This is a genomic window from Nostoc sp. UIC 10607 (genome assembly GCF_047228265.1).
In the GTDB taxonomy this organism is placed as follows: domain Bacteria; phylum Cyanobacteriota; class Cyanobacteriia; order Cyanobacteriales; family Nostocaceae; genus Nostoc; species Nostoc foliaceum_A.
Map to the genome: position 1 here is coordinate 94565 of NZ_JBIQNW010000010.1, position 20862 is coordinate 115426.

Sequence of the window (20862 nt, forward strand, 5' to 3'; positions counted from 1 at the left end):
ATGGGTCATTAGTCATTGGTTATTAGTCGCCAGACAAAGGACAAGTGGCAAAAGACAACTGACATAGACGCTCAAAGGGCGGCTTCCCGTAGGGTAGGAAAAAGGACAAAAGACAAATGACATCTACAAAAATTTCCTTGGAGACAGGTCGAGATTGGCTAATAACGCTAGTCACGAGTGAAACTTTTGTTTATGTGGTAAAGCGGATATTGCAGGCACTACTGACTTTGTTGCTAGCGTCAGCGTTGTCGTTTTTCATTATTCAGCTCGCTCCAGGTGATTATGTAGATACGCTGCGGCAAAACCCGAAGATATCGCCAGAAAGAATTGAAGAAATCAAACGGCAGTTTGGCTTGGATAAGTCTTGGCTAGAACAATTTTGGCTGTGGCTATGGCGAATCTTGACAAAGGGAGATTTTGGTACGAGTTTTATTTATCAACGTTCAGTATCGTCGCTGTTGTGGGAACGGGTACCAGCGACTTTGCTATTAGCGATCGCATCTTTAATTGTCACATGGGCAATCGCTATCCCTCTAGGGATATTTGCTGCTGTTAATCAAAATAAGCTAGCAGACCGGATTTTACAGGTGATTAGTTATGCCGGACAAGGCTTTCCCAGTTTCATAACTGCCTTAGCGTTATTGGTTTTAGCCCAAATCACCTCGCCCTTATTCCCAGTGGGTAGTATGACTAGCATCAATCACTCGGAATTGTCGTGGTTCGGCAGAATCTTAGATATCGGCTGGCACATGATTTTACCCACCATCGCCCTCTCAATTACTAGTTTTGCTGGTTTACAACGCATCACTCGCGGCGAATTATTGGATGTTCTGCGTCAAGATTACATCCAAACGGCTCGTGCCAAAGGATTGCCAGAAAACCGCGTTATCTACGTTCATGCTCTCCGCAATGCGATAAATCCCTTAATTACCTTATTAGGTTTTGAATTAGCTGGTTTATTAAATGGTGCCTTTATTGCCGAGTTTTTCTTCAACTGGCCTGGTTTAGGGAGGTTGACTCTACAGGCTTTACAGGCTCAAGATTTATATTTGTTAATGGCAAGCTTGGTAATGGGCGCAGTCTTGCTGATTGCTGGTAATTTAATCGCCGATTTAATGTTAAAAGCCGCCGATCCACGCATTCGCCTAGAAAATCTCAATTAGTCATTAGTCATTGGTCATTAGTCGTTAGTTACTGTCCTTTGCTCCCCCTGCTCCCCTACTCTCCCCATTCCTATCCCCATGCTGTCCGAAGTCTATTACTTGGTGCGCTCAAAAACTGACGGTAATTATCTCATAGCTCGTCCTAACGCCGAAGCATCAGGTTATTTATTGCTGTTTCGAGAAAACTTTGATGCCTTAAGTTATCTGAACACCCACGCGTCAGAAGTGGCAAACCGCTTTACTGTGGAATCTATTCCAGGTACACAGTTGGGAAACTTGCTCAAACGTTGGGGTTTTAGCGGTGTGGGTATTGTGACTGATCCGTTATTGCCCAAAGTTGAGTTTTTGCAGCACAGTTAAGCTAATTACAGCAGATTGCAACATGTTGTGCCCCTACCTGTGTACTTCATTTACTTGAAATAGGCTGTATGTAAACTTGTATTAAGTAAATAAGGATGCGATCGCACAAGTAAAATTAGGCAATATGGGTGAGTTCAACTCATCACCATTGAACAACGTACCAACTAACTTTAAACTCGCTTGTTCACGTCGATAAACTTCCACCTGTTGCTTACGCCAATCTACAATCCAATATTCTCTGACACCTCTTGCTGAGTAAAGCTTTAATTTAAGTTCCCTGTCCCGTTTTTCGTTTTCAATACCAGCAGATAGAACCTCTACTACCAGTTCTGGCGCACCCGTCAAATGCCCCGCCTCGTCCAAAAGCAGGGGTAATCTCTCATTACTAGCCCAGACAACATCAGGAATGACATTATCATTCTCGCCAAAAATTATTCCTGGAGCAGTCACAACTTCTCCCAAACCACTAGTCTGTGACCAATTATCCAAAGAAGTGCTAATTCTGACACAAGTTTTTTGATGGTTCCAGTGAGGCGCTCTGGTCACAAACAATTCTCCGTCAATAATTTCATAGCGGTTCCCGTTATCTGGAAACAACTCTAAATCGGCGGTAGTCCAGCGCACTCTCTCAGATATCGGCTGGTTCATAGACCATCTTCTGTTAGGGGATTTACCTATTTTAGACGGATTGGGCATGGGAAAGAGGCAGAGGGGCGGGGTGCGGGGGGCAGAGGGGGAAAATAAATCTGCTCCCTTGCTTCTTTCCTTGCTCCCTCATATCCCTAGAGACGCGATTAATCGCGTCTCTACCCCAATCTTCTACACCACTACCTTTTCTAAACTCAACTTAGAACGCTTCACTTGCTCAGGAATCGCTACGGGATAATCTCCAGTAAAGCAGGCAGAACAAAAACTATTAGTGTCTTCTCCTGTCGCTTCTAACATTCCCTCCCAACTGAGATAGGCGAGGCTGTCTACTTCCAGTTGTTTGGCAATTTCCGCTACTGACTTGGTAGCAGCAATCAGCTGATCTTGAGAATCGGTGTCAATACCATAGAAGCAGGGATGAGTTACTGGTGGGGAGGAGATTCGCATGTGTACTTCTACTGCACCAGCTTCACGCAAGGTTTTTACCAATTTACGGCTGGTAGTACCCCGCACAATCGAGTCATCAACAATAATTACTCGTTTACCCGCCAGCACATCTTTGAGCGGGTTGAGCTTCATGCGAATACCTGATTCGCGCATGGTTTGTGTTGGCTGAATAAAGGTTCGTCCAACATAGCGATTTTTAATTAGTCCTTCGCCATAAGCTACACCAGAAGCTTGGGAAAATCCGATCGCAGCAGGGATACCTGAATCAGGAACACCAAAGACAATATCGGCATCTACAAAGGATTCTTTAGCTAGTTGATGTCCTAAGCGCATCCGATAGCTGTACAAACTCTCGTTATGCATGACGCTATCAGGGCGAGCAAAGTAAATCATCTCAAAGATACACAATTTCCGCTGGGGCTGTTGACTCCAATGATAGGAAGCCAAACCTTCTTCAGTAATCCAAACTAATTCGCCTGGTTCTACATCTCGTAGGTATTCGGCTCCAATAATGTCTAAACCACAAGTCTCCGAAGCCAAAACGTAACGGACTGGATTACCAGCCAAAGTGCCAATGACTAGGGGGCGAATGCCATTGGTGTCCCGGACACCCATAACGCCATTAGGAGTGCCAATCACTAAACTAAAGGCTCCTTGGCAACGATGAAATGCCTGAATTGATCCCTCTAGCCAATCTGCGCCAGCGTTGATCGCTTCTGCGATCGCAAAAGCGATCATTTCTGAGTCTGTTGTCGTGACTAAGTTGCATTTTTTCTCAAGCAACTCTTGACGTAATTGCGCTGTATTGACTAAATTGCCATTATGTGCTAATGCTAATGAACCTAGACGGGTTTCCAGCACTGCGGGTTGGGCATTAACTTTGCGGCTAGAACCTGTGGTGGAATAACGAGTATGACCAACAGCAAGGCTACCAGGCAAATGATCCAAGATGGATTCATTAAAGACTTGAGACACTAAGCCCATATCTTTGTGGAGGTGTACTTGTGTACCCTCAAAGGTGGCAATACCAGCTGATTCTTGACCCCGATGCTGGAGGGCATACAATCCAAAGTAGGTCAGTTTAGCAACGTTTTCTCCTGGTGCGTAGATGCCAAAAACACCACAAGCTTCTTCTGGCTTGTCAGGCTGATTTTCATGACTATTAATTGGGTTGTTGGTTTGGTCGGGGTATTCATCCGAAGTGACAGAATGAATAGAAATCATGCTAGCTTTGCTCCTGGTGGGGGGGTCAAGTCACTGGGATTATGTCTATAGATAGTTGTAGCTTTCTTAATAAATCTTTAACCATCTATTAAAACAGTACCCTAATTATGATCAGGGACGTTAATAGTTCTGAGTGATTAGTGCTGAGTTCTGAGTGAAGGCTAAATACCCAGGACTCATCACTCAGGGCTTAGGTAGTGGTATGGATGGCGAGACGCCTAGCGATCGCGTGGGAATAGCGATCGTTCATATCTTCGATCCTAACTTTGATTAAGGCTTGGTTATCAGTAGTGAAAACCCCCAAACCCATCTCATAATTACGAACCATACCTACTTTTTGCCACTCTTGACCCAGATGTTCCTGTAAGTATGATTCCCAAATTTCTTGTTGTGCTGATGCTACAGAAACTAAAATCCTGGCACCACCTTCGGCAAACAGCAACTCATCAAAGCGAGATATTAGCTGGGTTGGTGGGATGTCTAAATTGATTTCAGCACCGAGGTTGCCAGCAATACAACATTCTGCTAGTGCGATCGCCACTCCCCCCTCAGCACAATCATGGGCTGAACGTACCCAACCATTACGAATTCCTTCACGGCAAACTTTTTGGACGCGGCGTTCTAAGTCAAAATCTACCCGTGGCGGTTTTCCGGCAACAGTATTATGGATAGTGGCTAAATATTCCGATGCTCCTAGACTGATTTTGGATGCTAGAGGCAATCCGAGAAGATAAATCACATCGCCGGATGCTTGCCAACCTTGACCACAAATTTTGGTGATATCGGGAATCAAGCCTACCATACCCACTACTGGGGTGGGATAAATTGGTTGTGGGATGCCTTGAGAATCAAGAGTTTCATTGTACAAAGAGACATTACCCCCTGTGACGGGAGTTGCCAATTCTCGACAACCTTCTGCCAAACCGCGACAAGCTTCTGCCAATTGCCAGTAACCAATCGGTTTTTCTGGAGAGCCAAAATTCAGGTTATCTGTCACTGCCAGAGGTTCTGCACCCACACAGCTAAGATTGCGTGCAGCTTCTGCCACCACTGCCTTAGCTCCTTCATAGGGGTCAAGATAAACATAACGAGGATTGCAATCTACCGTTGCCGCCACCCCTAATTTTAAATTTTGGATTTGGGATTTTAGATTGGGGATTTCTTCAAGGGGACGCAAGCGCACCACAGCCGCATCTGCACCACCGGGCAGTATCACAGTATTGTTCTGTACTTGATGGTCATACTGACGATATACCCAACTTTTAGATGCGATCGTGGGTGTATCGAGCAAAGTTAACAAAATATCATTCCAACTTTGCACACCTCTTTGGAGTTCTATTCCAGCAGTTGTGCAAGCAGGTAAGGAATCAGGAGTCCATTCCCAAGCTTGACGGGCATATTCTGGCGGTTCTGCTAACAATTCTCGTTCATATAGTGGGGTATTCTCAGCCAAAGCCTCAGCAGGAATTTCTGCTGCTACTGCACCTTGAAAGAGAATCCGCACGATGGGTTCAGCGATGACAGTACCAGCAACAACGGCTTGAAGTCCCCAACGGTGAAAAATGTCGATTAATTCTTGCTCACGCCCCTTATGGGCAACGAACAGCATTCGTTCTTGAGATTCCGAAAGTAGATATTCATAAGGAACCATCCCCCTTTCTCTTGCGGGAATTTTATCTAAATCTAGTTCAATTCCCACACCGCCTTTTGCTGCCATCTCTGAAGTAGAACAGGTGATACCGGCTGCTCCCATATCTTGGGCGGCGACAACTGCACCTGTCTTAAAAGCTTCCAAACAAGCTTCAATTAACGACTTTTCCAAAAATGGGTCACCCACTTGCACAGCAGGGCGATCGTCTATTGACTGATCGCTCAATTCTGCGCTGGCAAAACTAGCCCCTCCCATGCCGTCGCGCCCAGTGGTGGAACCAACATACAGCACGGGGTTGCCTAAGCCAGATGCTCCAGATTTGACGATTTCTGGTGTTTCCATCAAACCTAGTGCCATAACATTCACCAGAGGATTACCAGAGTAAGCAGAGTCAAAATAAACTTCGCCGCCAACGGTGGGTACTCCCACACAATTACCATAATGGGCAATTCCGGCTACCACACCGCTAAACAGCCGTTGGGTTTTGGCATCTTCTAGGGAACCAAAGCGCAGTGAGTTTAATAGGGCAATGGGACGCGCACCCATCGTAAAGATATCTCTGAGAATGCCTCCTACTCCCGTTGCGGCTCCCTGAAAGGGTTCGACCGCTGAAGGGTGATTGTGGGATTCAATCTTAAAGGCTAGTTGGAGTCCGTCACCCAAATCTACAACACCAGCATTTTCACCAGGCCCCACGAGGATGCGGGGCCCTTCGGTAGGAAACTGCTTGAGTAAAGGTCGAGAGTTTTTGTAGCAGCAATGCTCTGACCACATTACCCCAAACATTCCCAGTTCAGCTTTGTTGGGATGACGCCCTAACCGACGGACAATTTCTGCGTATTCTTCTGGTTTAAGACCTTCAGCAGCGATTTCTTGCGGGGAAAAGAAAGCAGGAGATGTGGCGGTCATGGAAATAATGCACCAATTGTACAGAGCATTATTCTATCGATTTACTTACCCTGTAGGTGCAGTTATAGGATGGTTTATGGCTATATGATGCTACAGATTTAACAAGACAAATAAATTTACTTAAAAAAGTATATTTTTTTACACCTAAAGATAGATTGTATTTAATGCTGGATTCCTGGTAATTATACTGATAAATATTAAGTAATAAAAATTTTTTCCTTGTAAAGTGCATAGTCCATTTCCATAATCTGGAAATGGCTATCAGCCTGTCAGATGATCTACTAATTGAACACAGAAAAAACTCATAGGATGCGATCACAAGCAAGTTTTAATTTTTGAAATTCTGATTATTTGGAACTTCATTCGTCTGAAAAACTCCTACAACAGCGGACTCAATCACTGAATCGCTTTTGGATAAAGGATTTCAGGAATTTGAGAAACTGTTTATCCAAATGAGCAAACCGACCGTACTAAACCCAATTAAGAGGATTTTGATCATGCCTAGACTTACCTTTCCACCCAATTTCATCGGCACCCCCAGTGCTGACACTTTAATCGGACAAGAGTTAAATGCATCATTGGCAATTGGTATTGATATTTTAACTGGAGGTTACATTCGTACACTCTCAGGAAAAGACACTATTGAGGGCATCGGTACTGGCGGTAACGGTAGCAACGGCGTTGACGGCAACGGCGGCAGCAGTGGCGGTACTGGAACTGGTATCAGTAACAGTGAGGAACTGCATACTGGAGGTGGAAAAGACACGATCACTGGCTCCGGTACTGGCGGCGACGGCGGTAACGGTATCTTCAGCGGCGACGCTGGTGCCAACGGTGGTACTGGAACTGGCATTGTTAACAGTGGGGAACTGGATACCGGAGACGGAAAAGACACTATCATTGGCATCGGTACTGGCGGCACTGGCGGCAACGCCGAGGCTGCCAGCGATGATAGTATTAGCCCTGGCGGCGACGGTGGTACTGGGACAGGCATTGCTAACAACCGTGGCAGTCTAAATGCAGGGGATGGACAAGACACGATCACCGGCACAGGGAAGGGCGGCAATGGTGGCAGCAGCATATCTGTGATCCCTGGTGATGGTGGAGCTGGAACTGGTATAGCTAACAGTAGCATTCTAAATGCAGGGGACGGAGGAGACACGATCACTGGCATCGGTACTGGCGGCAATGGCGGTAGTAGCGGAGGTGGAAGTGATAACTATGCCGCCTTGATCGGGGTCGGTGGAGCTGGGACAGGCATCACTAACAGTGGCAATTTTAATACAGGGGACGGAAAAGATAGGATCGTCGGTACAGGGAAGGGCGGCAATAGCGGCAATATTTTTGGTAATACCAGCTATGGCGGAACTGGGACAGGCATCAGCAACAGTGGAAATTTTAATACAGAGGACGGAGAAGACACGCTCGTCGGTACTGGTACTGGTGGCAACGGCGGCTATAGCCGATACATCGGCGGGGTCGGTGGAGATGGCATCGGCATCAGCAACAGTGGCAAAATGCACACTCAGGATGGAGAAGACACGCTCTTCGGTACTGGTACTGGGGGCAACGGCGGCAGTGCCGCTGGCAATTCGGGAGGTGGTGAGGGTGGAACTGGGACAGGCATCGCCAACAATGGCAGTTTGAATACAGGGAATGCAAAAGACACGATCACAGGCATCGGTACTGGCGGCGTAGGTGGCGACGGCGTGGGCAACGGTAGAGGTGGATCTGGGACAGGGATAAGCATCGCTAACAATGGCAGTCTGAATGCAGGAGACGGAGAAGACACAATCACTGGTATCGGTACTGGGGGCAACGACGGCGAAGGCGCCATCGGCAACGACGGCGGTGGTACTGGGATCGGCATTGCTAACAGTGGCAGTTTGAATGCAGGAGACGGAGAAGACACAATCACTGGTATCGGTATTGGTGGCATCCGCATCCGCAACTTCAACTTTTTGTCCAACGTCAGTGGTACTGGGACAGGCATCGCTAACAGTGATAGTCTGAATTCAGGGGACGGAAAAGATACGATCTCTGGTACAGGGAAGGGCGGCATTGGCATCGGTACCGACTTCGGTATTGGCAACGGTGGAGTTGGGACAGGCATCGTTAACAGTGGCAGTCTGAATCTAGGGGACGGACAAGACACAATCATCAGCACTGGTACTGGTGGTAACGGCGGGGCTGGCATCGATGGCAGTACTGAGAGGGTCGGCGGCGACGGCGGTACTGGAATCGGCATCAGCAATAGTGGCAAACTGGATACCGAAAACGGAGAAGACACGATCATCGGCACTGGTATTGGCGGCAGTGGCGGCATTGCTCTCGGTGGCATCGGCGACGGTGGTGCTGGGACTGGTATCCAAAACACTAAGGACGCCACCATCTTTACAGGGTCGGGCAAGGACACGATTAAGGGTTATGGGAACAGTTCTGGAACAAACTCCACCGCCTATGGCATCGTCAACGACGGAGTAATTGATACAGGCAATGGTTCTGACATTCTTACCGGACAGGCTACAGCAACAATTGGTGGTACTGCCTATGGCATTTATGGACAAGGAATCATCAAGACTGGCCATGGTAATGACAAAATTATTGCCACCAGCACCCTAGATGGAGTTCAACAGAAAGTTACTATCGGTGGCGGGTTGAGTATTGATCTTGGCACTGGAGATGACTACTTCAAAGGGTTTGGTGGTGCCACTATTGATGGCGGGGATGGTTTTGACACCCTCGATCTTAGAGCTTTCAATCGCTCTGAACTGATCATATCTGGTGTTATTTCTGGCAATACCCTTAATTCTGCCAACATCAGTTTTAATAATAATGGGAGCACCATTAGCTTCTCTACAACTGACTTTGAGAAATTTATCTTTGCAGATAGTTCTTTCTGCTACAGCACTTTGGCAAACGGGGCATAAATTTGTTAATGTTTGTTACTTTCTCTTTCTTGGCTTGGGTTTTAGCCCCTGAGTATTTAAATTGGTGTTTTTTGCTCTTAAGCTGAAAAAGCATCTATTACGGCATATATTCTTACTCAAAACTTACAGGTAACTACTGAAGCTCAGAGAATATTCGGGTATATGCAGTTTAGCTGTAACAATCCTGTGACGAGAATCACACTTATCTATGATTAGGATCGTCTTCCTGCGATCGCTAACTAGGCATAATTAATGACAACTGAACTCTAGCCGAGTCATTAATAGGGAACACACTTAATTGCCGACAGCCTTAATCAAGGACTGTCGGTTTTTTATGTCTATATGTCCTTCATCCTTTGAGAAATGCCCTATAACTATAGCCAATAAAATTTCCCCACAACTGGTTGGTAACTTGACAAAGATTTTGCCACAGCCACTACCAAATGTGGGGAGGGTATGATCAAATTGGGTATCTTATGCCTATCGAGCGCTAATATCTTGCACTCACTCTAGTAGACCGGAAGTATACTCCTAGAACCAGCACATACTTTGATTAAGACATCGCTTGAATGATGTAATCAAAGTAGGGTGCTGCTTCGGCAGCGTCTTCCGCACTCAGTAAGCTAAGGGAAGCTGTTTTGAGGGAATTGATCGCTTCTACCATTCCAGGCACAGGAACGCCCAATGAGTTGTACATTTCCCGCACACCAATCAAACCAATTTTTTCAATTGGTTCTTTGTCACCGGCAAGCACACCATAAGTAATTAGACGTAAGTACCAGCCAAAATCACGGATACATAGAGAGCGCTGGCGTTCTCCGTAAGCATTACCTCCAGGGGAGATAAAGTCAGGACGCTTCTGCCAAAGTTGTTTGGTTGCTTCCTGAACTATCTTTTTTTCGTTTTCGGCTAAGGTAGCCGCAATCCTCGTCCTTTGTACGCCGGTTTGCAAAAAGTCTTTGATATTTTTAAGTTCGCCACTGCTGGGATAACGCAGTTCGTCGTCGGCTTTGAGAATAACTTGGCTAATTACAGTCATGATTATTGAAATCACCTGAAATATTATCTGTTAGTTTAGCGAGTCGGAGGTACACAAGTGAAGAGAGATGATGGATATGAGGGAGCAGGGAGCATAGGGAGAATTAATAACTTTTGACTCTTGACTCTTGACTTTTGACTCTTGATTAATAACTAATGACTAAAATAATTTGGCAGCAGGGTGAATTAATTGAAGTAACGATCGCTAACTTGAGTGATACAGGCGATGGTGTGGGACGCGCTGATGAGCGTGTAGTGTTTGTCCCAGATACTGTCCCAGGCGATCGCGCCATTGTCCGCTTGGTACATGTTAAACCTAAATACGCCCACGGGAAGCTCCAGCAGCTATTAGAGCCATCCTCCCACCGTATCCGACCCAATTGTATTGTGGCGGATAAGTGCGGTGGTTGCCAGTGGCAGCATGTTAATTATGACTACCAGCTAGTAGCCAAGCAAAATCAAGTTATCCAAGCAATGGAGCGCATTGGCGGTTTTGTCCAACCACCGGTAGATCCGGTAATCACCGCCCCTTCTGCTTTGGGCTACCGTAATAAATCTACATATCCTCTGGGCATATCGGCAACGGGACAAGTACAAGCTGGTTACTACCAAAAAGGTAGTCACCAATTAATTAATTTAAATCAATGTCCAGTCCAAGACGTGCGATTAAATCCCTTACTTGCCGAAGTTAAGCAGGATATCCAACAACGGGGTTGGCAAATTTATGACGAACAGCGTCATCAAGGACAAATTCGCCATCTTGGTTTACGCATTGGCCGACACACTGGAGAAATGTTGCTGACTTTGGTGGTGAAAGACTGGAATTTATCAGGAATTGAAACCCAAGCCCAGGAATGGTTAAAGCGTTATCCGCAGTTAGTGGGAGTGTCGCTCAACCGCAATAGCGATCGCACAAATGCTATCTTTGGATTAGAAACCCGTTGCATCGTTGGAGTCCCTCACCTGCGTGAATATTTTGCTGGACTGGAATTTCAAGTGCGCCCAGATACATTTTTCCAAGTGTATACAGAAACCGCAGAAGCACTATTGCAGGTCATTCAATCAGAACTCAATCTTCAAGGGCATGAGTTGCTAGTTGATGCCTACTGTGGTATCGGGACTTTAACTTTACCCCTCGCCAAAAAAGTCCGTCAAGCTACAGGATTAGAGGTGCAACCAGCAGCAGTGGAACAAGCTATTTTGAATGCCCACCGCAACGGAATTGAGAATGTGACATTCCAAGTTGGGGCAGTAGAGAAATTGCTTCCAAAAATGGGCACAATACCAGAAGTAGTAATACTCGATCCGCCACGCAAGGGGTGCGATCGCGCTGTCATAGACACTTTACGGCAATTGAAACCATCTCGGATTGTTTACGTCAGCTGTAAAGTAGCCACCCTTGCTCGTGACCTGAAATTACTTTGTCAAGATGGGCAATATACTATCACACGGGTGCAACCTGCTGATTTTTTTCCTCAAACGGCTCATGTTGAAGCTGCCGCCTTTCTTGTGCTATCACATTTGCACAAGGATAGTAATTCCTTTACAAAAACTGAAATTTGAAATTTTTAGTCTAGTGCATACTAAAGATGCTAAAATTGAATTAAGCTGAAAATAAAAATTCATTTTGTTTAAATAAATTCAAGTTGCATAGGTTCTTAGAAACATGAATTGGATTGTGTAAATGACTAATCGGCAATTAACTAGAGTATGCCAATACTCTGTCAAATTACTAGCATCTTTATAAGTTGCTGAATCCATTATCAAAACTATTCTAGCCGTTGTATTATCTAAGCAATCCCAATTCATACTGTAGAACTAATGCTCCCTAGCATTTTCAAAATTTAGTTTTAAAGACGCAAGTTTGAAGGCAGCATGACCACCTCAAGTTTTATCAGGGTGCCTGTAATAGCAAACTGATGTCTAGCTAACTGAAAGCTATGGGGTTTCTCTTGTGATTACTATTTCACTCCGTCCAGTTGGACGTTATTGGGGCACTATTAGTTTTGCCTCAACCCTCTACCTTTGTCCAATACTAGATTTATTGTTGGCAGAAATTCCAGCAAAATTACAATCCGAACTGCGGCTAGGACTTCAAGAAGCCCTAGTAAACGCAGCTAAACATGGCAATAATCTTGATCCAAGTAAAACAGTTGTAGTTCGTTTTTCCTTAATAGATAATCAATATTGGTGGATAATATCAGACCAGGGTAGCGGCTTTACTCCTTCATCTACTAGTGATGAAGAACCAACAGACTATTTACCACCAGATGAATCAGAAAGTGGTCGTGGTTTATGTCTTCTCCACCAAATTTTTGATCAGGTGGAGTGGAACCGCAAAGGTACAGAATTGAGGCTTTGTAAACAAATGGAAAATCGTCCCCGTTTATCTCTGCGACTGTAACTTAATAAGGAGTTAGGAGTTAATAATTTAAAACTTTTAACTCCTCACTCCTAACTTTTAACTTTTTCCGTGAGTTGGACAGGGAGGGGCAGAAATGGAGCGATCTAACCAACCAATTGCCTGTTCTAATCTAGCTTGAGCTTCTTGTGGCTGATTCTTTAAAAGATACACAATAGCTGCTGCCACTTGTTCATTAGCGCGAGAATTGCGGTTAGACTTGAGGCGATGCCAATCGTTAGGGGAAATGCTCAGTCTTTCCATGAGGGCTTGAGCAAGTTCTAGAGTACTAAGTTCATTCAGTTGACTGGTTTTCGGCAGCTGGGTAGATTGGGACATAACTATTGGCACATTTGCATTTACTTCTACTTTACTACTTGTAAATGAAGCCGCCAAAACAATCACAGCCGTCAGCAGAAAATCAAGAACCAGATTTTGAACAAGAATTAGAGGAAGTAGAGCGATCGCTCCTATCCTTAAAAGAACGTTACGATCAAGTGCAACGCGATTGCCAACAACAGGCACAATGGCAACAGCGCCGCGATCAACTAAAGCACAATAAATCTCACACACCAGAAATCAAAGCAGAGTTACGGCAAATTCAACAGCAGTTGGAAATGCTAGAAGTAAACTTAGAAAGTCAGTTATTTTCTTGGCGTAGCCTCAAAAAACCTTTCTGGCAAGTCGTCCGCTTTGGTGGAATGGGCGTTATCATAGGCTGGATATTAAAGTCTTGTGCTGGATAAATATGGTAAATCGACGGATTGCAGAAATATTGCGAAGTGGTCAACCTGACGAGTCCCTCCAAGTTCAAGGCTGGGTGCGAACGAAGCGCGAGTCTAAAGGGTTTGCTTTTATTGAAGTCAATGACGGCTCATCACTAGCTAATTTGCAAGTCGTCATTAATCAAGATTTGCCAGATTACGAAGCTATATTGAAAAAACTGAATACAGGTGCTGCTGTTGAGGTGACAGGGGTATTAGTGGCTTCTCTGGGTAAAGGACAACGGATTGAGTTGAAAGCCGAGTCCGTGAAAGTTTATGGAGAAGCTGATCCCGATACATATCCCCTGCAAAAGAAACGTCATTCCTTTGAGTTTCTGCGAACCATTGGACATTTGCGATCGCGTACTAATTCCTTTGGTGCAGTTTTCCGCGTCAGAAATGCTTGTTCGACAGCAATTCACCAATTTTTCCAACAAAGAGGCTTTTTGTGGGTACACACACCGATCATCACCGCTAGCGATTGCGAAGGTGCGGGTGAACTGTTTAGCGTTACCAGTTTAGATTTAAAGAATATCCCCCGCACAGAAAACCAAGCAGTAGATTACAGCCAAGACTTTTTTGCTAAACCCACATATTTAACAGTTAGCGGCCAGTTGGAAGCGGAAGTGATGGCGATGGCGTTTAGCAACGTCTACACCTTTGGTCCTACCTTCCGTGCAGAAAATTCCAATACCTCCCGTCACCTAGCAGAATTTTGGATGGTTGAGCCAGAAATGGCTTTTTGTGACTTAGAAGGCGATATGGATTTAGCTGAGGCGTTTCTCAAACACATTTTTAAATATGTGTTAGAAACTTGCCCAGAAGATATGGAATTTTTCAATGAACGCATTGAAAAATCTGTGTTGACAACAGCCGAAAATATTATTAATAATCAGTTTGAACGGTTAACTTACACAGAAGCCATCAAACTCTTAGAAAAAGCTGATGTTAAATTTGAATATCCAGTGAGTTGGGGTTTAGATTTACAATCAGAACACGAACGTTACCTCGCTGAACAATTATTTAAAAAGCCTGCGATCGTTACAGATTATCCAGCGCAAATTAAAGCTTTTTATATGCGCTTGAACGACGATGAAAAAACCGTCCGCGCAATGGATATTCTCGCACCCAAAATTGGCGAAATTGTCGGCGGCTCTCAGCGCGAAGAACGTTTGGAAGTTCTAGAACACCGTGTGTTAGCGCAAGGATTAAAACCAGAAGACTTGTGGTGGTATCTTGATTTGCGTCGTTATGGTACTGTCCCCCACGCTGGTTTTGGACTAGGTTTTGAAAGACTCGTGCAATTTATGACGGGTATGGGAAATATTCGTGATGTGATTCCCTTTCCGCGTACACCCCAAAGTGCTGAGTTTTAGTTTAATTAAATAAGGTAAGGCGATTTTTAATCGCGTCTACAAAAACCAAGTCTGTCTGCGCTGACTCATAAAAACTCCAAAACCCGCGAATGCGGGTTTTGCTTGTATAAGCACCTATTTTCTAAAGCGATTAATTAAAATTAAGAATTTTGAATCTCCTCTTGTAAAACTTGAATTTGCTCAATAGATAATTCAGTAACTTGAGCAATTTGTTCTAAACTCATTCCAATTCGCAACAAATTTAAAGCCAATTTTCTTGTTGTTTCTGCTTTGCCTTTGGCTTCACCTTTAGCTTCGCCTTCTTCTAGGATTTGTTGATAAATGACTGATTCGCGCATAATCTCACTCCTTAAAATCTTGCTAATTACATCTTTCTTTAATACCAAACCTGCTAAGATGCCACTGGCAGCAGCTATATTTCTTTGTAGCTGGCGATCGCTAATTGCTTCAACTGCTTTGGCTACTTGGGTTAATACCATTGTAGGATCGTTTGTCTGACTTAGCACGGCAAAGGGTAATAGACCTGGAATACTCATAAACCTGTCTGTCGGTTGTTCCCACAGGCGTATTACCTCAAACTGATGGTAAGTGTTGTTTAATCTAAAACTGTTTTCATGGACTAATTCTGAACTTGTTTTTCTCAAATAGATTACTATTTGGCGCATTTCTTTGTTAGGAAAGCGGCGATAAACCCTAACCCGATAATCTAACATCCGAAAGGGGATATCTTCATCAGGGTCAGTTTGAAACTCGGTATGTAGAACTAAATCATCAGATTGCAATAAGATTAATGAATCGGCGCGAATTGGTTCGCTTGATAATTCAGTAGGGCTAAGTTCTGTTAATTTAATCGGTGAACCTAGTAACCATGTTGCTAAATCATCTTTGAAGTTTTCGGCAATGAATTTACAGATATTGTCATACATGGCAGCCCTAAAGGAAGGGTATCAGGTATTGTTGATAAAAATTAAGTTTGTTGATGTTGGGTTTCCTTACGTCAACCTAACCTATAAACTATGATATCTAAGATAGTTGTGTGCGTAGAATTATATAATTAATGGCTTATGTGAGTTGAAGGCTGAAACAATGTAGTCTCATTCATAAGGCTAGAGTTTAAAATTTAAGCTAAAGCTGAAACCTTTAATATTGCTTGAGAGTTTTTAATTCACATAAAGCGTAATTAGTTAATCTCAATTTTGACATTATCACCTACCTGTAAACCTAATTCTTGTGCTCGTCCAGACCTCAGTTGAATTACTTGGTCTATTAACACGTAAGTACCGTAGGTGGGACAAGGCTCACTATTACAGGGAAGTGCAGCAGTCTCAATATAGTTGATTATCCCATTTTGAAGAAAAACCATATCCACAGATACAGGGACATTTTTCATCGATAAGCTGACTGTTTGGGCTGAGGGAAATACAAACACCATACCCTGGTTATCTGGTAAAGCAGGTCGATACATCAAGCCCATCATCTGCTGTTCTTGCGTTCGTGCAACTTCTAGCTTTATTTTTCTACCTTTAGGAAAAGTTGCTTGAGCCGAAATTGGCAGATTTTGCCCCATATATAATGAAGCTTGGTTATCAAACTCTGATGTTACTACAGTCAAAGGTTGAGTCTTTTCAAGTTCAATTTTTGTTTGTCGGTCTTTATCGGCTTGTTGCATTTTTTGTGTTAATAAAGTATTTTGACGTGCCCTTTCCCTTGTATCAGCATTTAACTGCTCTCTTCTTTCCCTCATCTCGGCTTCTTCTTTTTGTAAAACTTGAATGTGCTCAATAGAGAATTTAGTAACTTGAGCAATTTGATCTAAACTCATTCCAATTCGTAACAATTTTAAAGCCAAAGTATTTTGACGTTCTCTCTCCTTTATATCAGCATTTAACTGCTCTCTTCTTTCTGCCAAGCTTTTGTCAGATGTAGGCAAAGTTGAAGGACTTATTGTCGGTTGAGATTTAGCAGTTAATGGGACTTCAGGAATTTGGCTAACTGGACTAGGAATAGCTACCGGAACATTTTCTATAGGAGAAACAGAAACCGGATTTTTGGTGTTTGGTTGATTAATAGCCGCAATCACAACAGCAAAACATCCCACTCCTAAGCCAATGAGAACTTGCCAAAGTTTTTGGCTTTTCTGAGTCTGGCTAGAAGACGAATTGACTGATTTAGACCTGTTGGTTGATTGAATTGCCGTTTTTTGCGATAAAAGTTTAGGTATTTGTAATTCTTTTTCAATTCCCTTCAACTTCTGCAAAATCACTTGCGTATTTTGAGGACGCTGATTTGCAGTAGGAGCCATCAAATGGTCGATTAAATCTGCCAAAAGTGGAGAAAGATTGAGTGCAGATTTTCGCCAGTGCAACTCATTAGTCAGAGGGTCATAAATTTCTTTATCCTGGGGTTCCTTACCTGTGAGCAGAAAAATAAAAGTCCGTCCCAATGCAAAAAAGTCTGACTGCTGTACCGAATAACCGTTTTGTTGCTCTGGCGGTGAATAGCCTTGTGAAAAAATTCTGGTATGAGAATTTCCCGCCAAAATGGTTGTCGTGATTTGTCGAACTGCGCCAAAATCAATTAAGACAAGCTGCCCAGCTGGTCGCAGCATGATATTCTGAGGCTTAATGTCACGGTGAAAATATTGATGAGCGTGTACTAAAGCAAGAATTTCTACAAGTTGTTTTAGCCAATTGAGAGCTTGAGTTTCAGAAATACGTTGATAATTACGAAATTCCATCCACTGCTCTAAATTTACGCCTTATTTACGCCTTCAATTTTCTCCATTGCTAAACAGTGCAATGGTACAGAGCTATTTTTAGGTAAAACAGTAAAATAACCATCTGGTTCCACCTTAGGAATACCCACACTGTTTAGCTGACTTAAAACCTTTGCTTCCTGCTGAAACAGTTCAATGGCTTTGGGGTTCTTCTCAGTCAGCACTTTTAAAACTTTAGTTTTCCCGCACTCGTCAACTTCAAAAGTGTTACCAAAGCCACCTTGTCCTAGTTGTTTGATTACCCGATAGCGGCCTTGCAACAGTATTTCTGACCCACAGTTACGGCAAATAGGGTTATTTACATTTGCTGGGTCAACAGGCTTTGGACAATGGGGATTTATACAATAGGTCATTACACAGAAGTAAATATCCTAAAGAATCGATTTTTATTGATATCTAAACAGAGGGTTAAACCTATAAGGTTCTATTAAGAGAGTTCCCTAAAATTTAGACAAAGTAACATATATAGCAGTTCTCACTTCAGTATTAAATTTCATACACAATAAATTAGGGTTACAACAATTGTTATAACCCTAAAAATTCGCTATATTCAATGTGCTCGAAAGCGCTTATAGAATAACAATTAACCTCATAAATACCGAATTATGAGCAATTCTTCACATTTACTACATCTAGTTTAATGGTTTGCAAAGGTAAATACTTTCTTGCTTGCCTACGTGGGATAAGTGACGCTAGTGTTAAAAGAATTGTGCAAAGTAAAACCCCATCCCAGAAGTCGAGTAGGAAGCTAGAATGGCAATTCCAAATAAACAAGTAAAATCTAATACTGATATTTTAGATAATAGACGCACCCAAACTCGCATCCAAGTTCGCATTCCTAAAGACTTGCATGAGGAACCAGTCATTTCACGACTGGTTTCTCACTATGGGGTCATAGTCATTATTGCTGATGCTCAGGTAAGCGCAAACGTGCCACAATATAGCTGCTTCGATCTGGAACTGCGAGGTACTGTTTCCCAGATTGAAAGCGCCCTAACTTACCTAGATGAACTGGATTTAGAAGTTTTGCACCAATCCAGCCCTGAAGAAGATGGTTGGTAGATTTAGTTAGGAGTTAGGAGTTAAAAAATTCATAATTCATAACTCCTAACTGTTAACTATTAACTTTGTTTAAGCCATTTGATTTTCAATCGCCCACCGCGCTAGTTCAGTGCGGTTGTGGAGATTGGTTTTGCCCAACATATTGGACACATGGCTTTCAACTGTGCGCTGACTAACATTTAGTTCTTCAGCAATTTCCCGGTTAGCTAAACCCCTAGCGACAAACTGGACTACCTTCAGTTCAGTTGGGGTTAATTGCACATCGAAGGGAACTTGGATACGGGAACCGTTTTCGCCTCCTTTTGCTTGGTGTTCTTTCCAACGGATAGTTTGTTTCAGCGAGGATTCAACTTGCGCTACGAGTTCTTCTGGTTCAAAGGGTTTGACCATATAAACATCAGCACCTTTATTCAGACCCTTAACTCGGTCTGCACTTTGTCCCTTAGCTGAAAGGAAAAGAACCGGAATCCAACTGGTGCGTTCGTTTTGCCGGACTTGTTCCACAAAAGTATATCCGTCCATTTCCGGCATCATCACGTCGCAGATAATCATGTCTGGAACATCTTGCTCTAAAATTTCCAGAGCTTCACGTCCATTTTCGGCGGTGATGACTTCGTATCCCCGGAATTCTAAGTAATCCTTCACCAGCAAGATGAGGTTAGGGTCATCATCAATCAATAGAAGTCGTTTGTGATCTTTCATGCTGGGCTCTTTCATAGCAGTGGCACTTGTCGCGCTTCGGTCCATCAAAGTCTTGAATATTTATCCTCTATGGTGGGTTATTTGGAGATGTTGTCCTTTTTCCTACTTAACTTGCCTTTGCTGTCTCGAAGTCTCAAAAATGCCGAGCACTTTCAAGAGACTGGTAGCTCGATAGCAAAAGTCCAGCAAGGATACGTATAGCAGTAGTATCTATAATGCGCTATTATATATCGCATTGAAAGTGGCGGGCGAAAAAACACTGATTAAATAATAATCCTTCTGACTCACAAGTAAGTATTGGCTTAAAGATGACCCTACCTCAAAACCAACCCGCACTTTCTTAAAGCTTACTGCTGTACCATATCCTTCGGTTGTTAAGCCTCTATGAGGTGTTCACAAGAAACTAGGGAAGTTTCTGGCAAAGGATGGGTTAAAAATGCATATTCTTCTACCACCTTATTGCCTATTAAGTGTTCTTGGATGATCCGCTCAATAACTTCCGGGCTTGCTTGGCGATACCAGACACCATCAGGGTAAACCACCATTATGGGTCTAGAACAACAAACGCGCAAGCACTTGGCTTTAGTTCTATAGACGCAAATGGGATGACTCTGTTGCGGCTCATCAAGTTTTAACTCTTTAAGCTGCTTTTTTAAGTATTCCCAGGATTCCAGACTAGCTCGTTTTGAGCAGCAGTTAGCAATTGTCTGGTCAGCGCAAATAAAAATGTGTCGCTGAATTTTTGCAAGTCCTAAAATTTCTACGCAATTACTCAGGGCTTTATGTTCTAGAGATTTAGTGGCTTTGGGGATTTGATGGCTGGACTGGATCACTGTATTGTTACTTATCGAGCGGCTCCCTGATTACAGTTCTATAACAATTTCCAAGCTTTGCAAATAAAGTTGACCATAAAAAAATATTCGGAACTTACGGAACAGACCCTGAAAGATAGAAATAATTAAGCATTTATACTTAAGTACATCTATGAGCCTCTAGTTCGGGAACCCGTACTCAAAGAATTCTTGCCATCGGACGCTACTTTTCGGTAGATTAGCACTCAGGAGTCGAGAGTGCTAAACTCTAAGGGAAAGAAATAATATGGCAGCTTTATCTTTAAGCGTTTCTACAGTTAAACCTTTGAGCGATCGCGTTTTCGTAAAAGTGAACGCCTCTGAGGAAAAGACCGCAGGTGGTCTGTATTTGCCCGATACCGCCAAGGAAAAGCCACAAGTAGGGGAAGTAGTTGCCCTTGGCCCTGGTAAGCGTAACGATGACGGTAGCCGTCAAGAATTGGAAATTAAAGTCGGCGATAAGGTGCTGTACTCTAAGTACGCTGGCACTGACATCAAGCTCGGTACCGAAGAATATGTACTGCTTTCTGAAAAAGATATTTTAGCAGTCGTTATTTAGT

The 20862-nt window shown here is 43.5% G+C and carries 19 protein-coding genes and 1 pseudogene; 9 read left to right on the forward strand and 11 right to left on the reverse strand.

All coding sequences use genetic code 11. The features are described from left to right. Positions 1 to 116 precede the first annotated feature (116 nt). On the forward strand, positions 117 to 1163 hold the full coding sequence (locus tag ACEYW6_RS12215; protein WP_190892534.1) for an ABC transporter permease: 1047 nt from the start codon (positions 117 to 119) through the stop codon (positions 1161 to 1163). A gap of 78 nt (positions 1164 to 1241) precedes the next feature. Further along, positions 1242 to 1523, forward strand: a complete 282-nt coding sequence (locus ACEYW6_RS12220) for a hypothetical protein (protein WP_196511825.1) — start codon at positions 1242 to 1244, stop codon at positions 1521 to 1523. An 81-nt stretch (positions 1524 to 1604) separates the two neighbouring features. Here ACEYW6_RS12220 and ACEYW6_RS12225 read toward each other — a convergent pair whose 3' ends face one another. The 3 genes from ACEYW6_RS12225 to purL all read right to left on the reverse strand — a co-directional run bounded on the left by ACEYW6_RS12225 (position 1605) and on the right by purL (position 6402). Continuing rightward, positions 1605 to 2171: a Uma2 family endonuclease gene (locus ACEYW6_RS12225; RefSeq protein WP_412979897.1), complete on the reverse strand. Its 567-nt coding sequence runs from the start codon at positions 2169 to 2171 to the stop codon at positions 1605 to 1607. Positions 2172 to 2342: 171 nt separating this feature from the next. Next, positions 2343 to 3842, reverse strand: a complete 1500-nt coding sequence (purF, locus tag ACEYW6_RS12230; protein WP_412979898.1) for an amidophosphoribosyltransferase — start codon at positions 3840 to 3842, stop codon at positions 2343 to 2345. A 190-nt stretch (positions 3843 to 4032) separates the two neighbouring features. Then, entirely contained in the window at positions 4033 to 6402 is a 2370-nt protein-coding gene (gene purL / locus ACEYW6_RS12235) for a phosphoribosylformylglycinamidine synthase subunit PurL (RefSeq protein ID WP_412979899.1), read from the reverse strand. A 497-nt stretch (positions 6403 to 6899) separates the two neighbouring features. Between purL and ACEYW6_RS12240 the strand changes: the two genes are divergently transcribed. Next, positions 6900 to 9332: a beta strand repeat-containing protein gene (locus tag ACEYW6_RS12240; RefSeq protein ID WP_412979900.1), complete on the forward strand. Its 2433-nt coding sequence runs from the start codon at positions 6900 to 6902 to the stop codon at positions 9330 to 9332. 553 nt (positions 9333 to 9885) lie between these two features. On the opposite strand, the gene ACEYW6_RS12245 is transcribed toward ACEYW6_RS12240, so the two are convergent. Beyond that, the gene (locus tag ACEYW6_RS12245; protein WP_094348587.1) at positions 9886 to 10371 is read right to left on the reverse strand and encodes an allophycocyanin subunit alpha-B; all 486 of its coding nucleotides are present in this window, start codon (positions 10369 to 10371) and stop codon (positions 9886 to 9888) included. 155 nt (positions 10372 to 10526) lie between these two features. Here ACEYW6_RS12245 and rlmD point away from each other — a divergent pair, with 155 nt between their 5' ends. Both rlmD and ACEYW6_RS12255 read left to right on the forward strand, forming a co-directional pair. Further along, positions 10527 to 11933, forward strand: a complete 1407-nt coding sequence (gene rlmD, locus ACEYW6_RS12250) for a 23S rRNA (uracil(1939)-C(5))-methyltransferase RlmD (protein WP_412979901.1) — start codon at positions 10527 to 10529, stop codon at positions 11931 to 11933. A 391-nt stretch (positions 11934 to 12324) separates the two neighbouring features. Then, complete coding sequence (locus ACEYW6_RS12255; protein WP_196511350.1) at positions 12325 to 12774, forward strand: ATP-binding protein; 450 nt, start codon at positions 12325 to 12327, stop codon at positions 12772 to 12774. Between the two features lie 57 nt (positions 12775 to 12831). Here ACEYW6_RS12255 and ACEYW6_RS12260 read toward each other — a convergent pair whose 3' ends face one another. Next, on the reverse strand, positions 12832 to 13110 hold the full coding sequence (locus tag ACEYW6_RS12260; RefSeq protein ID WP_094328229.1) for a DUF6439 family protein: 279 nt from the start codon (positions 13108 to 13110) through the stop codon (positions 12832 to 12834). 44 nt (positions 13111 to 13154) lie between these two features. Between ACEYW6_RS12260 and ACEYW6_RS12265 the strand changes: the two genes are divergently transcribed. Both ACEYW6_RS12265 and asnS read left to right on the forward strand, forming a co-directional pair. Beyond that, positions 13155 to 13517: a hypothetical protein gene (locus ACEYW6_RS12265; protein ID WP_412979902.1), complete on the forward strand. Its 363-nt coding sequence runs from the start codon at positions 13155 to 13157 to the stop codon at positions 13515 to 13517. Positions 13518 to 13519: 2 nt separating this feature from the next. Next, on the forward strand, positions 13520 to 14911 hold the full coding sequence (gene asnS / locus ACEYW6_RS12270; RefSeq protein ID WP_412979903.1) for an asparagine--tRNA ligase: 1392 nt from the start codon (positions 13520 to 13522) through the stop codon (positions 14909 to 14911). Positions 14912 to 15051: 140 nt separating this feature from the next. Here asnS and ACEYW6_RS12275 read toward each other — a convergent pair whose 3' ends face one another. From ACEYW6_RS12275 to ACEYW6_RS12290, 4 genes and pseudogenes are all read right to left on the reverse strand, one after another. After that, positions 15052 to 15837: an Rpn family recombination-promoting nuclease/putative transposase gene (locus tag ACEYW6_RS12275; protein ID WP_412979904.1), complete on the reverse strand. Its 786-nt coding sequence runs from the start codon at positions 15835 to 15837 to the stop codon at positions 15052 to 15054. Between the two features lie 254 nt (positions 15838 to 16091). Continuing rightward, positions 16092 to 16580, reverse strand: coding sequence for a DUF192 domain-containing protein (locus ACEYW6_RS12280; protein ID WP_412979972.1), 489 nt, complete (start codon positions 16578 to 16580; stop codon positions 16092 to 16094). 648 nt (positions 16581 to 17228) lie between these two features. Further along, positions 17229 to 17648, reverse strand: a pseudogene (locus tag ACEYW6_RS12285) (serine/threonine protein kinase); the annotation flags it as partial. A 14-nt stretch (positions 17649 to 17662) separates the two neighbouring features. Further along, a complete protein-coding gene (locus ACEYW6_RS12290; RefSeq protein ID WP_412979905.1) occupies positions 17663 to 18040 on the reverse strand; it encodes a 4-Cys prefix domain-containing protein in 378 nt (125 codons plus the stop codon). A gap of 400 nt (positions 18041 to 18440) precedes the next feature. Between ACEYW6_RS12290 and ACEYW6_RS12295 the strand changes: the two genes are divergently transcribed. Next, the gene (locus ACEYW6_RS12295; protein ID WP_190892551.1) at positions 18441 to 18749 is read left to right on the forward strand and encodes an NIL domain-containing protein; all 309 of its coding nucleotides are present in this window, start codon (positions 18441 to 18443) and stop codon (positions 18747 to 18749) included. A 69-nt stretch (positions 18750 to 18818) separates the two neighbouring features. Here ACEYW6_RS12295 and ACEYW6_RS12300 read toward each other — a convergent pair whose 3' ends face one another. Beyond that, positions 18819 to 19496 carry a response regulator transcription factor gene (locus tag ACEYW6_RS12300; RefSeq protein ID WP_012407592.1) on the reverse strand — a complete coding sequence of 226 codons (678 nt, stop codon included), beginning with the start codon at positions 19494 to 19496 and terminating at the stop codon, positions 18819 to 18821. 329 nt (positions 19497 to 19825) lie between these two features. After that, a complete protein-coding gene (locus ACEYW6_RS12305) occupies positions 19826 to 20284 on the reverse strand; it encodes a (2Fe-2S) ferredoxin domain-containing protein (protein WP_412979906.1) in 459 nt (152 codons plus the stop codon). Between the two features lie 265 nt (positions 20285 to 20549). On the opposite strand from ACEYW6_RS12305, the gene groES reads away from it, so the two are divergent. Continuing rightward, the gene (groES, locus tag ACEYW6_RS12310; protein WP_069071443.1) at positions 20550 to 20861 is read left to right on the forward strand and encodes a co-chaperone GroES; all 312 of its coding nucleotides are present in this window, start codon (positions 20550 to 20552) and stop codon (positions 20859 to 20861) included. Position 20862: the final 1 nt, after the last annotated feature.

Bases quoted from the DNA above. Each gene is read 5' to 3' on its own strand.
- ACEYW6_RS12215 (WP_190892534.1), top strand. From the start codon at position 117: ATGACATCTACAAAAATTTCCTTGGAGACAGGTCGAGATTGGCTAATA.
- ACEYW6_RS12220 (WP_196511825.1), top strand. From the start codon at position 1,242: ATGCTGTCCGAAGTCTATTACTTGGTGCGCTCAAAAACTGACGGTAAT.
- ACEYW6_RS12225 (WP_412979897.1), bottom strand. From the start codon at position 2,171: ATGAACCAGCCGATATCTGAGAGAGTGCGCTGGACTACCGCCGATTTA.
- purF (WP_412979898.1), bottom strand. From the start codon at position 3,842: ATGATTTCTATTCATTCTGTCACTTCGGATGAATACCCCGACCAAACC.
- purL (WP_412979899.1), bottom strand. From the start codon at position 6,402: ATGACCGCCACATCTCCTGCTTTCTTTTCCCCGCAAGAAATCGCTGCT.
- ACEYW6_RS12240 (WP_412979900.1), top strand. From the start codon at position 6,900: ATGCCTAGACTTACCTTTCCACCCAATTTCATCGGCACCCCCAGTGCT.
- ACEYW6_RS12245 (WP_094348587.1), bottom strand. From the start codon at position 10,371: ATGACTGTAATTAGCCAAGTTATTCTCAAAGCCGACGACGAACTGCGT.
- rlmD (WP_412979901.1), top strand. From the start codon at position 10,527: ATGACTAAAATAATTTGGCAGCAGGGTGAATTAATTGAAGTAACGATC.
- ACEYW6_RS12260 (WP_094328229.1), bottom strand. From the start codon at position 13,110: ATGTCCCAATCTACCCAGCTGCCGAAAACCAGTCAACTGAATGAACTT.
- ACEYW6_RS12265 (WP_412979902.1), top strand. From the start codon at position 13,155: ATGAAGCCGCCAAAACAATCACAGCCGTCAGCAGAAAATCAAGAACCA.
- asnS (WP_412979903.1), top strand. From the start codon at position 13,520: ATGGTAAATCGACGGATTGCAGAAATATTGCGAAGTGGTCAACCTGAC.
- ACEYW6_RS12275 (WP_412979904.1), bottom strand. From the start codon at position 15,837: ATGTATGACAATATCTGTAAATTCATTGCCGAAAACTTCAAAGATGAT.
- ACEYW6_RS12280 (WP_412979972.1), bottom strand. From the start codon at position 16,580: ATGCAACAAGCCGATAAAGACCGACAAACAAAAATTGAACTTGAAAAG.
- ACEYW6_RS12290 (WP_412979905.1), bottom strand. From the start codon at position 18,040: ATGACCTATTGTATAAATCCCCATTGTCCAAAGCCTGTTGACCCAGCA.
- ACEYW6_RS12295 (WP_190892551.1), top strand. From the start codon at position 18,441: ATGGCAATTCCAAATAAACAAGTAAAATCTAATACTGATATTTTAGAT.
- ACEYW6_RS12300 (WP_012407592.1), bottom strand. From the start codon at position 19,496: ATGGACCGAAGCGCGACAAGTGCCACTGCTATGAAAGAGCCCAGCATG.
- groES (WP_069071443.1), top strand. From the start codon at position 20,550: ATGGCAGCTTTATCTTTAAGCGTTTCTACAGTTAAACCTTTGAGCGAT.